17 protein-coding genes are annotated in these 16,527 nt (G+C 36.0%); all 17 read left to right on the forward strand.

Going from position 1 to position 16,527, the window contains the following annotated elements:
• The first annotated feature begins 98 nt into the window (after nt 1–98).
• The 17 genes from yqfC (at nt 99) to ACZ76X_RS11300 (ending at nt 16,516) form a co-directional block, all read left to right on the forward strand.
• Nucleotides 99–392, forward strand: a complete 294-nt coding sequence (gene yqfC / locus ACZ76X_RS11220; protein ID WP_000732265.1) for a sporulation protein YqfC — start codon at nt 99–101, stop codon at nt 390–392.
• A gap of 176 nt (nt 393–568) precedes the next feature.
• A complete protein-coding gene (gene yqfD / locus ACZ76X_RS11225) occupies nt 569–1,768 on the forward strand; it encodes a sporulation protein YqfD (RefSeq protein ID WP_098667270.1) in 1,200 nt (399 codons plus the stop codon).
• A gap of 3 nt (nt 1,769–1,771) precedes the next feature.
• Nucleotides 1,772–2,731 carry a PhoH family protein gene (locus ACZ76X_RS11230; protein ID WP_002194561.1) on the forward strand — a complete coding sequence of 320 codons (960 nt, stop codon included), beginning with the start codon at nt 1,772–1,774 and terminating at the stop codon, nt 2,729–2,731.
• Nucleotides 2,732–2,907: 176 nt separating this feature from the next.
• Complete coding sequence (locus ACZ76X_RS11235; RefSeq protein ID WP_078417920.1) at nt 2,908–5,052, forward strand: HD family phosphohydrolase; 2,145 nt, start codon at nt 2,908–2,910, stop codon at nt 5,050–5,052.
• Entirely contained in the window at nt 5,049–5,519 is a 471-nt protein-coding gene (gene ybeY, locus ACZ76X_RS11240; protein ID WP_098667272.1) for an rRNA maturation RNase YbeY, read from the forward strand. Before ACZ76X_RS11235 ends, ybeY begins: the two co-directional genes overlap by 4 nt.
• A complete protein-coding gene (locus ACZ76X_RS11245) occupies nt 5,516–5,869 on the forward strand; it encodes a diacylglycerol kinase family protein (protein ID WP_479850502.1) in 354 nt (117 codons plus the stop codon). Before ybeY ends, ACZ76X_RS11245 begins: the two co-directional genes overlap by 4 nt.
• A 98-nt stretch (nt 5,870–5,967) precedes the next feature.
• Nucleotides 5,968–6,366 (forward strand): cytidine deaminase, encoded by a 399-nt coding sequence (locus tag ACZ76X_RS11250; RefSeq protein WP_098127816.1) that lies wholly within the window; start codon nt 5,968–5,970, stop codon nt 6,364–6,366.
• A complete protein-coding gene (gene era, locus ACZ76X_RS11255) occupies nt 6,359–7,264 on the forward strand; it encodes a GTPase Era (protein WP_001080241.1) in 906 nt (301 codons plus the stop codon). Before ACZ76X_RS11250 ends, era begins: the two co-directional genes overlap by 8 nt.
• A gap of 176 nt (nt 7,265–7,440) precedes the next feature.
• Nucleotides 7,441–7,584 carry a YqzL family protein gene (locus ACZ76X_RS11260; RefSeq protein WP_000883923.1) on the forward strand — a complete coding sequence of 48 codons (144 nt, stop codon included), beginning with the start codon at nt 7,441–7,443 and terminating at the stop codon, nt 7,582–7,584.
• Between the two features lie 33 nt (nt 7,585–7,617).
• The gene (recO, locus tag ACZ76X_RS11265; protein ID WP_000487010.1) at nt 7,618–8,364 is read left to right on the forward strand and encodes a DNA repair protein RecO; all 747 of its coding nucleotides are present in this window, start codon (nt 7,618–7,620) and stop codon (nt 8,362–8,364) included.
• Between the two features lie 107 nt (nt 8,365–8,471).
• On the forward strand, nt 8,472–9,104 hold the full coding sequence (ccpN, locus tag ACZ76X_RS11270) for a transcriptional regulator CcpN (protein WP_000583759.1): 633 nt from the start codon (nt 8,472–8,474) through the stop codon (nt 9,102–9,104).
• A 29-nt stretch (nt 9,105–9,133) separates the two neighbouring features.
• Nucleotides 9,134–9,946 (forward strand): pyruvate, water dikinase regulatory protein, encoded by an 813-nt coding sequence (locus ACZ76X_RS11275; protein ID WP_000368943.1) that lies wholly within the window; start codon nt 9,134–9,136, stop codon nt 9,944–9,946.
• Between the two features lie 853 nt (nt 9,947–10,799).
• The gene (gene dnaG / locus ACZ76X_RS11280; RefSeq protein WP_479850503.1) at nt 10,800–12,596 is read left to right on the forward strand and encodes a DNA primase; all 1,797 of its coding nucleotides are present in this window, start codon (nt 10,800–10,802) and stop codon (nt 12,594–12,596) included.
• A 59-nt stretch (nt 12,597–12,655) separates the two neighbouring features.
• Nucleotides 12,656–13,783, forward strand: coding sequence for an RNA polymerase sigma factor RpoD (gene rpoD, locus ACZ76X_RS11285; RefSeq protein WP_000764060.1), 1,128 nt, complete (start codon nt 12,656–12,658; stop codon nt 13,781–13,783).
• A 385-nt stretch (nt 13,784–14,168) separates the two neighbouring features.
• Nucleotides 14,169–14,525 (forward strand): cytochrome c550, encoded by a 357-nt coding sequence (gene cccA / locus ACZ76X_RS11290; RefSeq protein ID WP_000828145.1) that lies wholly within the window; start codon nt 14,169–14,171, stop codon nt 14,523–14,525.
• A gap of 165 nt (nt 14,526–14,690) precedes the next feature.
• Nucleotides 14,691–15,398: a tRNA (adenine(22)-N(1))-methyltransferase gene (locus tag ACZ76X_RS11295; protein WP_479850504.1), complete on the forward strand. Its 708-nt coding sequence runs from the start codon at nt 14,691–14,693 to the stop codon at nt 15,396–15,398.
• Entirely contained in the window at nt 15,395–16,516 is a 1,122-nt protein-coding gene (locus tag ACZ76X_RS11300; RefSeq protein WP_479850505.1) for a Nif3-like dinuclear metal center hexameric protein, read from the forward strand. Before ACZ76X_RS11295 ends, ACZ76X_RS11300 begins: the two co-directional genes overlap by 4 nt.
• The last annotated feature ends 11 nt before the right edge of the window (nt 16,517–16,527 follow it).

A 16,527-nucleotide genomic window follows, 5' to 3' on the forward strand; every position in this document is an offset into this window, starting at 1 on the left:
CATTTCTTATGAGACGTTTTTTTATGCTTTTTTTCAGTTTGGACGTGATATTACAAGCTCTTTTTTCATACATATGGGATGAGAGGGGGTCTTTTGGGATGAAAAAATTAGAACAAATGAAGAATTGGTTAACGAAGCAAATAGACCTGCCAGTGGATGTGCTAATGGATCTACCTCGGATCACGCTTGTTGGGCAAGTGCATATCTATATAGAAAATCATCGAGGTTTATTAGTGTTTTCAGATAAAGAAGTAAGATTATTGCTAAAGCATGGTCAGTTATTAATTAAGGGGCAGTCCTTTGTTATTAAAACAATCCTTCCAGAAGAACTTTTGCTTGAAGGGATAATTGAGCAAGTGACATTTTTAGAAGACGAAAAGAAAGAGAAGTAAGGGAAACTTCCGTATGTGAAGTTTTTCTTCTTTATTCTAATGATTTGACCCTACTATTTAGTTTATCCCGCTATTTATGGAAAATAAAACTCTTTATTTCATTTTCGTACGAGCTATTTTGCTAATTAAAGTGAAAAGTAGAGTGTCTACTTTTGGAAAGGTAGTGAAGGTGGTAGATGAAAAATAAATGGTTTATAAAGTGGCTTGGATATGTAAAGGTACGAATTGAAGGTAGAGGAGCGGAACGATTTGTTAATGAATGTGTGCGTAGGAAATTATTAGTTTGGGACGTTAAGAAAATTGCTGAAGAAACGTTAGTTTTTTGTATGCTATTGCGAGATGTGAAAAAAATAAAGCCAATTTATAGAAAAAATGAATGTAAACTATATTTTATTGGGCGTTACGGTTTCCCTTTTTGGAATAAGCGTCTAATTAAGAATAGTGGATTCTTAATTGGTTTTTTAATTTTCTTTTTTGGTATGATCGCATTATCGAATATGGTTTGGAAGATTGAAATTTCAGGAGCGAAACCTGAAACAGAATATATATTAATGAAAGAATTGGACAAAATGGGTATTAAAAAAGGAAAATTGCAATTTCAAATGCCTAGTGTAGAAGATGTACAACGTCATTTGACAGACAATATTAATGCGATTACTTGGGCAGGATTAGAAATAAGAGGAACGACGTACCATTTTAAAATTGTTGAAAAAAACGAGCCGAAAAAAGAAAAAGAACAAAAGCCACAAAATTTAGTGGCGAAAAAAGAAGCGATTGTTACAAAAACATTTGTTGAAGTAGGAAAACCAGTCGTTCTAAAAAATGATCATGTAGAAAAAGGGCAGCTTCTCGTATCAGGGATATACGGTAATGAGGAGAGTCCGACGATTGTTTCGGCGAAAGGTATTGTATATGGAGAAACTTGGTATACATCTAATGTGAATGTGCCGCTAAAGACACAATTCCAAGTATATACTGGCAATGCATATAATGAGCATTACCTTACGTTTGGGAGTGCAAAAATAAAAATATGGGGATTTCAACATGATAAGTATAAACGCTCTCGTACGGAAAGTGTAAAGCATGATGTGAAATTATTTGGTTTTACACTGCCGATTGCATACGAAAAAGATATAGTGCGGGAAGAGGAAGAGGCAAATCGAGAATATACAGAAAAACAGGCAATGAAAGTAGCAAAAGAAATGGCTGAAAAAGAACTAAAGAAAAAATTGGATGAACATGCTATGATTGTAAGTGATAAGATTTTGAGTAAAAAGGTTGAGGCGGATCAACTAAAAGTCACACTGCATTATACTGTGATTGAAAATATTGCAGAGCCACAACCAATATCCGAATCCGATATTCAAGGAGACTGAGTAATGGCAGAACAATTAGTAGAAATGAACCAACAATTGGAAAATACTAACGAAGCAATCGCTCTTTTTGGAGTCAATGATGCTCATTTGAAAGTAATTGAACGGGAACTGAATGTATCGATTGTAACTAGAGGTGAAACTGTTCATGCATCTGGAGCAGTTGAAACTGTGACACTTGTAGAAAAAATCTTACAGCAATTACTTGTTGTTATTCGAAAAGGTGTATCAATTACAGAAAGAGATGTTGCGTATGCAATTCAGCTCGCACAACAAGGGAAAATTGCTCAATTTGAAGAGTTATATGAAGAAGAAATCTTTAAAACGGCAAAAGGTAAATCCATTCGTGTAAAAACAATGGGGCAAAGAAGATATATTCATGCAATGAAGAAAAATGATATTGTATTTGGAATAGGACCTGCTGGGACTGGGAAAACATACTTAGCTGTAGTAATGGCTGTAAGAGCTTTAAAACAAGGATATGTAAAGAAAATCATTTTAACGAGACCAGCTGTAGAAGCTGGAGAAAGTTTAGGGTTTTTACCAGGTGATTTGAAAGAGAAGGTAGATCCATACTTACGTCCGTTGTATGATGCTCTGCATGATATTCTTGGACAAGAATATACACAGCGTATGATGGAGCGAGGGGTAATTGAAATCGCGCCTCTTGCTTATATGAGAGGGCGTACACTCGATGATTCATTTGTTATTTTAGATGAAGCGCAAAATACAACGGGTGCACAAATAAAAATGTTTTTAACAAGATTGGGTTTTAGTTCTAAAATGGTTATTACGGGGGATCCTTCACAAGTAGATTTACCAAAAGGGGTAAAATCAGGGCTTACGCTAGCTTCTAACATTTTATCTGGTGTATCAGGTCTTTCATTCATTACATTAGAACAAACGGACGTTGTAAGGCATCCACTGGTGCAACGTATTATTGAGGCATATGATAAAATGGAATGATCCTATTTGTCAGGATCATTTCTTTTTGTATTAAGGTTGGCGAACAGCATATTTTTTACTATCATAAAAGATAAGAGAAATAAACTATAGGTACTGGTGTATAAAATGTTACCTAAAAGAAATGAAAGCTATAAATAGTTTCACTTTATTTCTGGAGAGGAGAAGGTATTGAAATCATGTTAAGATCTCAAGAAATTTCTAAGTGGTTTCGTAATTTACAACATTCGAAAAAACTAAGTTGGATTTCTTACGTTTTATTAGGAGCAGTGCTGTTTTTTGCACTTTTGAATAATGTGAAACCAGAGCAATTAGATGTTGATATGTATTCTATTGCGAAAAAAACAATTCATTCTCCTATTAAAATTGAAGATAAGGTTATAACGGACAGAAAAAAACAAGAGGCCGCTCAAAAAGTCGGGGATCAATATACATATAGAAGTGAATATAAACAAAATAGAGTAGATATTGTAAATGATGTTTTTGCTAAGGTGAATGAAGTAATTCAGGAGATGAAAGCTGCTGGACCTGAAGAGCAAAAAAAGATGACCGATGCTAATAAATTAGAAAAATTGAAGAAGAAGTTGCCATCTAATTTAACGAAGGAATTATCGGATGAGAATTTATTATACTTTATTAATGCAGAACCGGATCAATTAGAATTAGCAAAGAATGCGGCTTTAACGTCTGTTAGCGTTATCATGGGTGGAAATATTAAAATGTCCGAAGAAATGGCAGCGAAAGAGCGATTTGTTAATGAAATGAAAAGCCTGAATGTGAATAGCGGATTGAAAGAAGCTGTGAATGCGCTAGGATCATATGCGATTACAGCAAATTATTTCTATGATCCGGCTGTAACGAAAGAGAAGAAGAAAGCAGAAGAAGATTTAGTTCCACCTGTTTATATTCTTCAAGGACAAGTTATTGTTAGAGAAGGTGAAACAATTTCAAGTGATATGTATAATCAGTTGAAATTAGTCGGTTTATTAGAGAAAGGTAATAGTTTTCAGCCTTATGTTGGATTAGCGGTGCTCATTGGTGTGTTACTATACTTTATGCATAAGCAGTTTGAAGTATTTTTACAGCGGAAAAGAGAGGACAAACCGTACATTTTAGCGTATATTACAATTTTGTCTATCACGATTGTATTAATGAAAATTATTAGTTTGTTTCAAAAGCTTGAATATGCAGGAATTGCGTATGTCGTCCCTGTTGCGATGGGGACCATACTTGTAAAACTAATGATTGGTGATCGCTTTGTATTTTTAACAAGTATGATTTTTTCTGTGTGCGGAAGTATTATGTTTAATGAAGGAGTAACAAGTACACTGAATTATAGTGTAGGTATTTATGTGTTATTAAGTTCATTATCAGTGAGTATTTTCTTACGAGAAAAAAATCGCCGTACGATGATTTTGCAAGCTGGTATACTCGTATCTATCTTAAATGTAGTCGTCTTGGCGGCGTTATTATTATTACGTAATGGGAATTTTTCACCTCTTGAAATTGGTACGCAATTATTAATGGCTTCCCTTTCAGGAATTATCTCATCCGTTCTGGCTATGGGAATATTACCATATTTAGAAAGTGGACTTGGAATTGTATCAAGCATGAAACTTATGGAGCTATCAAGTCCGAATCATCCACTTTTGCGTAGAATTTTGTTAGAAGCGCCAGGAACATATCATCATAGTGTAATGGTAGCGAATCTCTCTGAGGCGGCTTGTGAAGCTGTTGGAGCAAATGGTGTATTAGCACGTGTAGGGGCATATTATCATGACGTAGGAAAAACAGTACAACCGCAATTCTTTATTGAAAACCAGATGGGAATTGAAAATCCGCATGATAAATTAGATCCTGTGACGAGTAAAGATATTATCATTGCTCATGTAACAGATGGAGTGAAAATGCTCGAAGAATACCATATACCGCAAGAAATTATTGATATTGCTGGACAACACCATGGTACAACGCTCCTTAAATATTTTTATTATAAAGCGATTAAAGAAGATAAAGAAAAATATACAGAAGAGATGTTCCGATATCCGGGATCAAAAGCAACTTCTAAAGAATCGGCAATCGTTGGTATTGCTGATAGTGTTGAAGCGGCGGTACGTTCTATGAATCACCCAACGCCAGACCAAATTAATAATTTAGTACAAAGTATTATTAAAGATCGCCTGCAAGATGGGCAATTTAGTGAATGTGATTTGACATTTAAGGAACTACAAATCGTTGGAAAAACGTTATGTGAAACGTTAAATGGTATTTTCCATTCGCGTATTACATATCCGGAACTACCGGAAGAAAAGGAGAAAGAATGAGTTTATTAATTGATTTCATTGATGAAACAGAAGAAGTGAAAGAAGAATATGTGAATTTAATTCGTGAGATATTAGGAAAAGCAGCTCAAATGGAAAAAATAGAGGATGGTGCGGAGGTATCAGTGACATTTGTAGATAATGAACGGATTCGCGAGATTAATCGTGATTACCGAGATAAAGATCAGCCTACTGATGTCATTTCCTTTGCTATGGAAGAAATGGGAGAAGGGGAAATGGAAATTGTGGGCGCAGAAATGCCACGTATGTTAGGTGACCTTATTATTTCTATTCCGAGAGCGAAAGAACAAGCTGAAGAGTATGGACATTCTTTTGATCGTGAACTTGGCTTTTTAGCGTTACATGGCTTTTTACATTTGCTTGGTTATGACCACATGACAGAAGAGGATGAAAAAGAAATGTTTGGAAGACAAAAAGAAATTTTAGAAGCATTTGGATTAGGACGATGAAAAAAGGAAAACTTATAGATAGTTTTGGATATGCTATAGCAGGTGTATTCTTTTGTCTTCGTCATGAACGAAATATGAAAATTCATTATGTAGCCGCAGTCATTGTTATATGCTGCGGCTTTTATTTCCATATTACGAAGGTAGAGTGGATGGTGCTACTTGTTGTAATAGGAATTGTAATGAGTTTAGAGATGGTAAATACGGCTGTGGAAAAAACAGTAGATTTAGCGACTACCGATATACATCCGTTTGCGAAAATTGCAAAGGATGTCGCAGCGGGAGCGGTTTTATTGTTTGCGATAATAGCTGTTATAATTGGTGCTATTATCTTTTTACCGTATGTGGTATAGTTGCATTCCAAAGCTTTATTAAGCTTTGGAAGTGCCGTAAAGGCCTTTTATGAGAGAGTGTATCTATTCACATTTGTGAACAGGAAGGATGCGGGAATATGAATAGTAAACAATTAATTCAAGAAGCAATCGAAGCGCGTAAACAAGCGTACGTACCATATTCTAAATTTCAAGTAGGCGCAGCATTATTAACACAGGATGGAAAAGTATATCGTGGATGTAATGTTGAGAATGCATCATATGGTTTATGTAACTGTGCAGAAAGAACAGCTTTATTTAAGGCGGTTTCTGAAGGAGATAAAGAGTTTGCAGCTATCGCAATTGTGGCGGATACAAAACGTCCAGTACCTCCTTGTGGAGCATGTCGACAAGTTATGGTAGAATTATGTAAACAGGATACGAAAGTATACCTATCAAATTTACATGGTGACGTTCAAGAGACAACAGTCGGAGAATTGTTACCAGGAGCATTTTTAGCGGAGGATTTACATGAATAGAAAAGGTTATAAATCAGGTTTTGTCTCTATTATTGGCAGACCGAATGTTGGGAAATCTACATTTTTAAATCGTATTATCGGCCAAAAGATTGCTATTATGAGTGATAAGCCACAAACAACTCGTAATAAAATTCAAGGCGTATATACAGAAAATGATTCACAAGTAATTTTCATCGATACACCAGGAATACATAAACCGAAACATAAACTAGGCGACTTTATGGTGAAGATGGCGCAAACGACATTAAAAGAAGTTGATATCGTTCTGTTTATGGTGAATGCGGTCGAAGGATTTGGTCGTGGTGAGGAATTCATCATTGAGAAGTTAAAAGAAACGAAACAACCAGTATTTTTAGTTATTAATAAAATTGACCAAGTTCACCCAGAACAATTATTAGAGTTAATCGATCAATATCGCAAATTACATGATTTTGCAGAGATTGTACCAATTTCTGCATTAGACGGTAATAACGTGGAAGCTCTAATTGGAACAATTAAAAAGTATTTACCAGAAGGACCACAATACTACCCAGATAATCAAGTAACGGATCATCCGGAGAGATTTATTATTGCAGAGCTTATTCGTGAGAAAGTACTACATTTAACACGTGAAGAAGTGCCGCATTCTGTGGCTGTTGTTATCGATGCAATTCAAAAACGCGAAGGCGGGGCAGTTTATATCAATGCAACGATTGTTGTGGAACGTCCGTCGCAAAAAGGGATTATTATCGGAAAACAAGGGAAGATGTTAAAAGAAGTCGGTAAGCGAGCGCGTTTTGATATTGAAGCATTACTTGGTTCTAAAGTATTTTTAGAAGTATGGGTAAAAGTGCAAAAAGATTGGCGAAATAAAATGTCTCAGCTTCGTGACCTTGGTTTCCGCGAAGACGAGTATTAAAATAGAGTAAAGCTGTAATCAGCGGATGTTTTGTTCATCCGCTGATTATTGGTTTTTATGAGTTTTGATAAATTAGGAAAAATTTTTCTCACATGAAAATGGACAAAATGGGTCAATTTAATAACAACAAAGGAAATTGGTTTATAGGCTACGCTTATTGAGAAAGGTGGATTCTTATGCTAGATTTTACCTGGAAGTTTTTCTCCAAAACAGGAAGCATTGAGACGTATTTGCTTTTGAAAGAAATGGAAAAAGACGTAAACGATGAGATGGATCAACATGACGAGGAGCTAGCGCATCTAGACTCTCCAATTTCTTGACCCGTTTTGTTCAAACCTTGGATGGTGACGAACATGTTTCAAAAAGTTGAGGGCATCGTTATCCGTACGACAGATTACGGAGAAACGAACAAGATTGTTACAATATTCTCAAGAGAATTGGGTAAGGTAAGTGCGATGGCAAGAGGGGCGAAAAAACCGAAAAGCCGGTTAGCATCTGTTTCGCAACTTATGACACATGGGCATTTTCTTATTCAAATGGGATCTGGACTTGGAACTTTGCAACAAGGCGAGATTATTTCAACTATGAAAGAAATTCGCGAGGATATATTTTTAACTGCTTATGCATCATTTATTGTTGAGTTAACTGATAAAGCAACAGAAGATAAAAAACATAATCCATATTTATTTGAAATGTTATATCAAACGTTGCATTATATGTGTGAGGGTGTTGATCCAGAAGTATTATCATTAATTTATCAAACGAAAATGCTTCCAGTATTAGGGATGCGCCCGTACTTTGATACATGTGCGATTTGTCATCAAGAAACAGATTTTGTCGCCTTCTCTGTCAGAGAAGGCGGTTTTCTGTGCTCGCGTCATGCTGAACAAGACCAGTATCGTATACCAGTGGGGGAAGCCGTTCATAAATTATTACGTCTTTTCTACCACTTCGATTTACATAGACTTGGCAATGTATCAGTGAAGGATAGTACAAAAAAACAAATGCGTTTAGTATTGAATACATATTATGATGAATATTGCGGAATTTATTTGAAATCAAGGCGTTTCTTAGAACAACTTGATAAGTTTCAAATATAATTTGGGACCGTATACGGTCCTTTTTACATCCTTTCTTTTTCGAATAGCATATTTAGTATATAATATTTAAGAGATAGTATAACTTTTTTCGTTGTGCATTAAAGGTGGTGATTATCATAGAGCTGAATAAAAGACAAGAACATATCATTCAGATTGTAAAAGATCACGGTCCTATTACAGGGGAGTCAATTGCTGCGCAATTGGGATTAACACGTGCCACGCTAAGACCAGACTTAGCAATTTTAACGATGGCTGGTTATTTAGAAGCACGTCCACGCGTAGGTTATTTTTATACGGGTAAAACTGGGGGACAGCTATTATCTGAAGCTGTTAAGAAAATTAAAGTACAAGATTATCAATCTAGACCAGTTGTAATTGATAAAAATGTATCAGTATACGATGCGATTTGTACTATGTTTTTAGAGGATGTAGGTACATTATTCGTTGTAGATCAATCGACTCTATTAGTTGGCGTTGTATCTCGTAAAGATTTATTACGAGCTAGCTTAGGAAAGCAGGATTTAACCTCTCTTCCGGTTAATATTATCATGACAAGGATGCCAAACATTGCAATGTGTCGTAGAGAAGATTCTTTATATGATATTGCGATGGAATTAATAGAAAGACAGATTGATGCGATGCCAGTTGTAAAAGATACGAAACAAGGTTTAGAAGTGGTTGGACGAATTACAAAAACAAATATTACACGTGCGTTTGTAAACTTAGTAAATAACGAATAAGTGTAATTTGTTTAAAGTGAGGTAATGTAATGGATAATAAAATCGTATATGTCGTATCTGACTCTGTAGGAGAAACGGCTGATTTGGTTGTTCGAGCAGCAATGGGTCAATTCCCATTTGCTCCTGATATTAGACGTGTACCGTATGTAGAAGATACAGGGACGTTAAAAGAAGTGATTTCGATTGCTAAGAGCAATCAAGCGCTTATTTGTTTTACGTTAGTAAAACCTGACATGCGCCAGTATTTAGTGACAGAGGCTGCAAAAGAAGGTGTAGAGGCATATGATATTATCGGGCCTCTGATCGATCAAATTGAAGAAATTACAGGGCAAGTGCCGAGATATGAGCCAGGTGTTGTTCGTAGATTAGATGAAGAATACTTTAAAAAGATTGAAGCGATTGAGTTTGCGGTAAAATATGATGATGGTAGAGATGCACGTGGTATTTTGAAAGCAGATATCGTGCTAATTGGGATTTCGCGTACATCAAAAACGCCACTTTCTCAATATTTAGCTCATAACAAACGTTTGAAAGTTGCCAATGTACCACTCGTACCAGAAGTAGATCCGCCTGAAGAATTATATCAAGTGGCTAAAGAAAAATGCTTTGGTTTGAAAATTACACCAGAAAAGTTGAATCATATTCGAAAAGAGCGATTGAAATCACTTGGACTAAGTGACGGTGCAACATATGCCAATATTAATCGTATTAAAGAAGAAATTGATCACTTTGAGAATGTAGTTAGTAAAATAAATTGTCAAGTAATTGATGTATCGAACAAAGCGATTGAAGAAACAGCTAACATTATTGTGAATGCAGTGCAAAACCAAAAAATGTTTTAGCACATTTACCAAAGGTGAATGTGCTTTTTTCGCTCGTGAGAAAAGCAGTGCCTGCTGATTTCGTAATAGATGATAGCGGAGTGGTTATACTTATATTCTTCCCTCTTTTTATTATGTTACAGGCAGGGTTTCGTTATCCTAAAATAGAAGATGAAAAAATAAAGGGATATGTAGCGTAGTTGAAGAAAATATATTATAATAAAAAATTGTGATAAAAACCTATATTTTACGTTTAGACTTTAATTTTTCAGAATAAACTAGGGATAGGATTTACGAAAAGACATGTAATTACGTTAAATCGACAAAATCTATACAAGAAAACGCACATTATGGAAGGATTCGCAGAAGGGATGTAGAATACAGAAATATGCAAAACATCAATATGGTATTAGTTGATGCAAATGCACATACTGTGAATGCTGAAAATTGTGCAAGTTGGGACGAAATTTCATGTCGAAATTTTGTTTGTCACATCATATGCTCATCGTTTAAGGAAGCGGCAAGGGAATTTGGATCTATGTAGATGCTGAAAAAGTGCAAGATGACATTTATAAATGTATCAACATGTAAAAGAAACAGATCTCGTGATCACATAGGATAGGGCGCTTGCTAGTCTTCTTGTGAAAAGGTGCATATGTATTGTCTCAAAGAAGATGCATTTGTAACAGATGAGCAAATGGATACAATTTTATATAGTAGGTACGTATCTGCGAAGTTACGCAGAAAAGGTCTGAAAAATCGCTTGATAACGTGATCGGCAACACTTTCTAATAAGTTTAGAAAAAATATTGTCGAATTATAAAGGAATTTTTTAATTTATATCGAATACAAAATACGACACGGAGATGGATTTATGGGGAACAGAATTCCCGAAGAAGTTGTTGAACAGATTCGGACGTCATCCGATATTGTCGAAGTAATTGGTGAATACGTTCAACTTAGAAAACAGGGGCGTAACTATTTCGGCCTTTGTCCGTTTCATGGTGAGAATTCTCCTTCATTTTCTGTTTCATCTGATAAGCAAATTTTTCATTGCTTCGGATGTGGAGAAGGTGGAAATGTATTTTCTTTTCTAATGAAAATGGAAGGACTGGCTTTTACCGAGGCTGTTCAAAAGCTAGGTGAAAGAAATGGAATTGCGGTTGCAGGGTATACATCAGGGCAAGGACAACAAGAAGACATATCTGATGACACTGTCATCATGCAACAGGCTCATGAACTTTTGAAAAAGTATTATCACCATTTATTAGTAAATACAGAAGAAGGAAATGAAGCACTTTTGTATTTGTTAAAACGTGGTATTACAAAAGAGATGATTGAGAAGTTTGAAATTGGTTATGCATCACCTGCTTGGGATGCAGCGACGAAAATTTTACAAAAAAGAGGTTTATCGCTGTCTAGTATGGAACAAGCTGGTCTTCTCATAAGAAGCGAGAAAGATGGTAGTCATTATGATCGCTTCCGTGGAAGAGTTATGTTTCCGATCTATACGTTACAAGGTAAAGTGATAGCGTTTAGTGGAAGGGCATTAGGAGACGATACTCCGAAATATTTAAATAGCCCAGAAACACCAATTTTTCACAAAAGTAAATTGTTGTATAACTTCCACCAAGCAAGGCCGTTTATTAGAAAACGTGGACAAGTGGTTCTTTTTGAAGGATATGCTGACGTACTAGCTGCGGTGAAAAGTGGTGTGGAAGAAGCTGTTGCGACAATGGGGACAGCTTTAACTGAAGAACAAGCAAAACTTCTGCGACGTAACGTTGAAACTGTTGTTCTTTGCTATGATGGTGATAAAGCAGGGCGAGAAGCAACGATGAAAGCTGGGCAATTATTGTTGCAAGTTGGTTGCCAAGTGAAAGTTACATCCTTGCCAGATAAGCTTGATCCTGATGAATATGTGCAACAATATGGGACAACTGCTTTTGAAAATCTTGTGAAATCAAGTATAAGTTTTGTTGGTTTTAAAATAAATTATTTGCGTTTAGGGAAAAATTTGCAAGATGAGTCTGGCAAAGAAGAGTATGTGAAAAGTGTTTTAAAAGAGTTATCGTTGTTACAAGATGCGATGCAGGCAGAATCATATTTGAAGTCATTATCGCAAGAATTTTCGTATTCAATGGAAACACTTTTGAATCAATTGCACCAATATCGCAAAGAACAAAAGGTACAGCAAAAACAAGTAAAGCAGGTTTCTAAGCCGTCTCAAATTGTTCAAACAAAACCAAAGTTAACAGGTTTTGAAAGGGCAGAAAGAGAAATTATTTACCATATGTTGCAAAGTCCAGAAGTGGCCGTTCGTATGGAATCACACATAGAAGATTTTCATACAGAAGAACATAAAGGGATTTTATATGAACTATACGCATATTATGAAAAGGGAAATGAACCTTCAGTCGGAACATTTTTAAGTTGGCTCTCTGATGAAAAGTTGAAAAATATTATTACTGATATTTCGACGGATGAATTTATTAATCCAGAATACACAGAAGAAGTGTTACAAGGCCATTTGGAGACGCTTAGACGTCATCAAGAAAAACTTGAAAAGATGGAAATCATCTTCAAGATAAAACAAATGGAAAAAACAGATCCTGTAGAGGCTGCTAAATATTATGTAGCATATTTACAAAATCAAAAAGCGAGAAAATAGCTTTTTTGATAAATTTTTAGTATAATGAATGTTTGTATCTCGCGTAAGGAGGGGAACAGATGGCTGACAAACCAGCTCGTTCTAAACAAATTGAAACTGAAATGACCCTTGAGCAAGTGAAAGAACAACTCACTGAGCTCGGAAAAAAACGTGGCGTTCTTACATATGAAGAGATTGCAGAACGCATGAATGGATTTGAAATTGAATCCGATCAAATGGATGAATACTATGAATATTTAGGTGAACAAGGGATTGACTTAGTTGGCGACAATGACAACGACGAAGGCCCTAATAATCGCCAAATAGCAAAATCGGAAGAAGAATTCGACCTCAATGATTTAAGTGTACCACCAGGGGTTAAAATCAACGATCCCGTTCGTATGTATTTAAAAGAAATTGGTCGTGTAGATTTACTATCTGCAGAAGAAGAAATTCGACTTGCAACGCGTATTGAAGAAGGCGATGAAGAAGCGAAACGTCGTCTTGCAGAAGCAAACTTACGTCTTGTAGTAAGTATTGCAAAGCGCTACGTGGGCCGTGGTATGCTTTTCTTAGACTTAATCCAAGAAGGGAATATGGGTCTAATTAAAGCGGTTGAAAAGTTCGACTATCGTAAAGGTTTCAAATTTAGTACGTATGCAACTTGGTGGATTCGCCAAGCAATTACACGTGCGATTGCAGACCAAGCAAGAACAATTCGTATCCCAGTTCATATGGTTGAAACGATTAATAAGTTAATTCGTGTACAACGTCAATTATTACAAGATTTAGGACGCGAACCATCTCCTGAAGAGATTGGTGAAGAAATGGATCTTGCTCCAGAAAAAGTACGCGAAATCTTAAAAATTGCACAGGAGCCAGTTTCTCTTGAAACACCAATTGGTGAAGAAGATGACTCCCATTTAGGTGATTTCATTGAAGACCAAGAAGCAACATCGCCTGCGGACCATGCAGCGTATGAATTGCTAAAAGAACAGTTAGAAGATGTGTTAGATACACTAACAGATCGTGAAGAAAATGTTCTACGTCTTCGTTTTGGTTTAGATGATGGACGAACTCGTACGCTTGAAGAAGTTGGGAAAGTATTCGGCGTAACGAGAGAACGTATCCGTCAAATTGAAGCAAAAGCACTTCGTAAATTAAGACATCCAAGCCGTAGTAAGCGTCTTAAGGATTTCTTAGAATAGGCTACCTTTAAGTTTACTTCACCTTTGTGAAGTAAACTTTTTTATTTTGTTAATTTTTGTTAAACTTTAGCTGTCGGCAACGATTACAATTTCTTGTAATTTATTTTACAGAATTGTCTTTTGATTTGCAAATGCTCATTTTTCGATTTTTCGATTAATTTTGTTTATTCTATACAAAAATATATGTAGAAAAGTGAAAAATATGATGAGAAACGTTAATAATTATCGAAATAATAAGCAATATGACAATAAAAAACAATAAACTGAATTTATGGAATATTTTTAACGATTAGTAGTTTACTCTTTTCTGATAGAGCGTTTTCAAGTACAATGGAAATGACTGAATCATCTAACTATTTAGGGGTATAGAGGGGGGAGAAGAGATATGAAACGTAATCCGCTGATTCCGTTCGCTCTTATTGCAGCATTAGGTATTATCGTTATGTTTGTATTTTCATTTCAGGGGCTAAATAAATCTAAAGAGTTAGCTGATGCAAAAAATGGCGGGAAGCCAGCACAAACAGCATCAAAGCCAGAGGATATTGTGAAGCAAAGCTGTACGAGCTGCCACGGTGATCAATTACAAGGGGCAGTAGGGCCTAATTTGCAAAAAATTGGTGGGAAACTTTCAAAAGATGAAATTAAAGAAATTCTTTCGAAAGGTAAAGGCAATATGCCACCAAATATAGTTCCAGCTGATCAAGCTGCTAAAGTAGCTGATTGGTTATCGAAGAAAAAATAAAGTTCCGTATGACAAGCCTTTTGCTTAAGCAAAAGGCTTGTTTTTCTATATTTTCTAAAATACGATAAATGATAGAGAAGTGAATTGTTGTTATGGGCTTGCAACAACTACTATAAATTCATTATCATGGAGACAGACTGACAAGAGAAGGAGTAATGGAAATACATGAATGAAGTAAAGCTTTCAAGACGATTAGAAGAAGTTGTGCGTGAAATACCAGTAGGATCTACAGTTGCTGATATTGGATCAGATCATGCGTATTTACCGTGTTATACAATTATAAATAATATTGCTACAAAAGCAGTTGCAGGAGAGGTTGTAGAGGGGCCATTTCGCTCTGCACAAGCAACTGTAGCTGAAAGTGGCTTACAAGATAAAGTAGATGTGCGTAAAGGGAATGGATTAGCTGTTATCACGCCAGGAGAAGTAGATGTAATTACGGTTGCCGGAATGGGCGGAGCGTTAATTCGTGACATTTTAGAAAGTGGTAAAGAAAAGTTAGAAGGTGTAACGCGTTTAATTTTACAGCCGAATATTGCAGCACATCACATTCGTGAATGGTTTATTGAGAATGGATGGGAGCTTATCCATGAAAAAATCGTAAAAGAAGATGGGAAAATTTACGAGATTTTAGTAGGAGAGCGAGGAAACATCGCGTCGCCTTATTCTGAAAATAAACAAGCTGAATTGTTTATGGGACCATTTTTAATAAAAGAAAAAAGTGAAGCTTTCGTTGAAAAATGGGAAGGGGAATTGAAAAACTTCCAAAATATTTTAAAGCAGTTAGAACGTGCGACTGATTCTGAAGAAACAAAAGCGAAGCGTGCGGAAGTAGAAGCGAAAATGAAAATGATAGGGGAGGTTTTATCATGAGTAAAATTCCAAATGGCCATGAAATTATTTCTTTATTTGAAAGTATGTATCCAAAGCATTTGGCGATGGAAGGAGATAAGATTGGCCTGCAGATTGGGGCGCTTAATAAACCCGTGCAGCACGTATTAATTGCGTTGGATGTAACGGAAGAAGTGGTAGAGGAAGCAATTCAATTAGGAGCGAATGTCATTATTGCACATCACCCTTTAATTTTTAATCCGTTAAAAGCGATTCATACAGACAAGGCATATGGAAAAATTATTGAAAAGTGTATTAAAAATGATATTGCAATCTATGCAGCGCATACAAATGTGGATGTTGCTAAGGGCGGGGTAAATGATTTACTTGCTGAGGCGCTAGGATTGCAAAATACAGAAGTTTTGGCACCAACATATGCAGAAGAAATGAAAAAGGTTGTTGTGTTTGTGCCAAAAACGCATGCAGAAGAAGTACGAAAAGTATTAGGAGACGCAGGTGCTGGTCATATCGGCAATTATAGCCACTGTACGTTTAGTAGCGAGGGTACAGGTACGTTTGTACCTCAAGAGGGGACAAATCCTTATATCGGGGAAACTGGACAGTTAGAGCGCGTAGAAGAAGTGCGAATCGAAACGATTATTCCAGCTTCACTACAACGAAAAGTGATTAAAGCAATGGTAACAGCACATCCATATGAAGAAGTAGCCTATGATGTGTATCCACTTGATAACAAAGTTGAAACGTTAGGGCTTGGAAAAATAGGGTATTTACAAGAAGAAATGACACTTGGACAGTTTGCGGAACATGTAAAGCAATCATTAGATGTAAAGGGTGCGCGAGTTGTTGGGAAATTAGATGATAAAGTGCGCAAAGTAGCTGTACTTGGTGGCGATGGTAACAAATACATCAATCAAGCTAAATTTAAAGGTGCGGATGTATATGTAACAGGTGACATGTATTATCATGTTGCCCATGATGCGATGATGCTCGGTTTAAATATAGTTGACCCAGGACATAACGTTGAAAAGGTAATGAAGCAAGGTGTACAAAAGCAATTACAAGAAAAAGCAGATGCAAAGAAACTGAATGTACATATTCATGCTTCGCAATTACATACAGATCCATTTACATTTGTATAAGAAAAATAAAA

This window comes from Bacillus sp. BC05(2025), assembly GCF_056725905.1.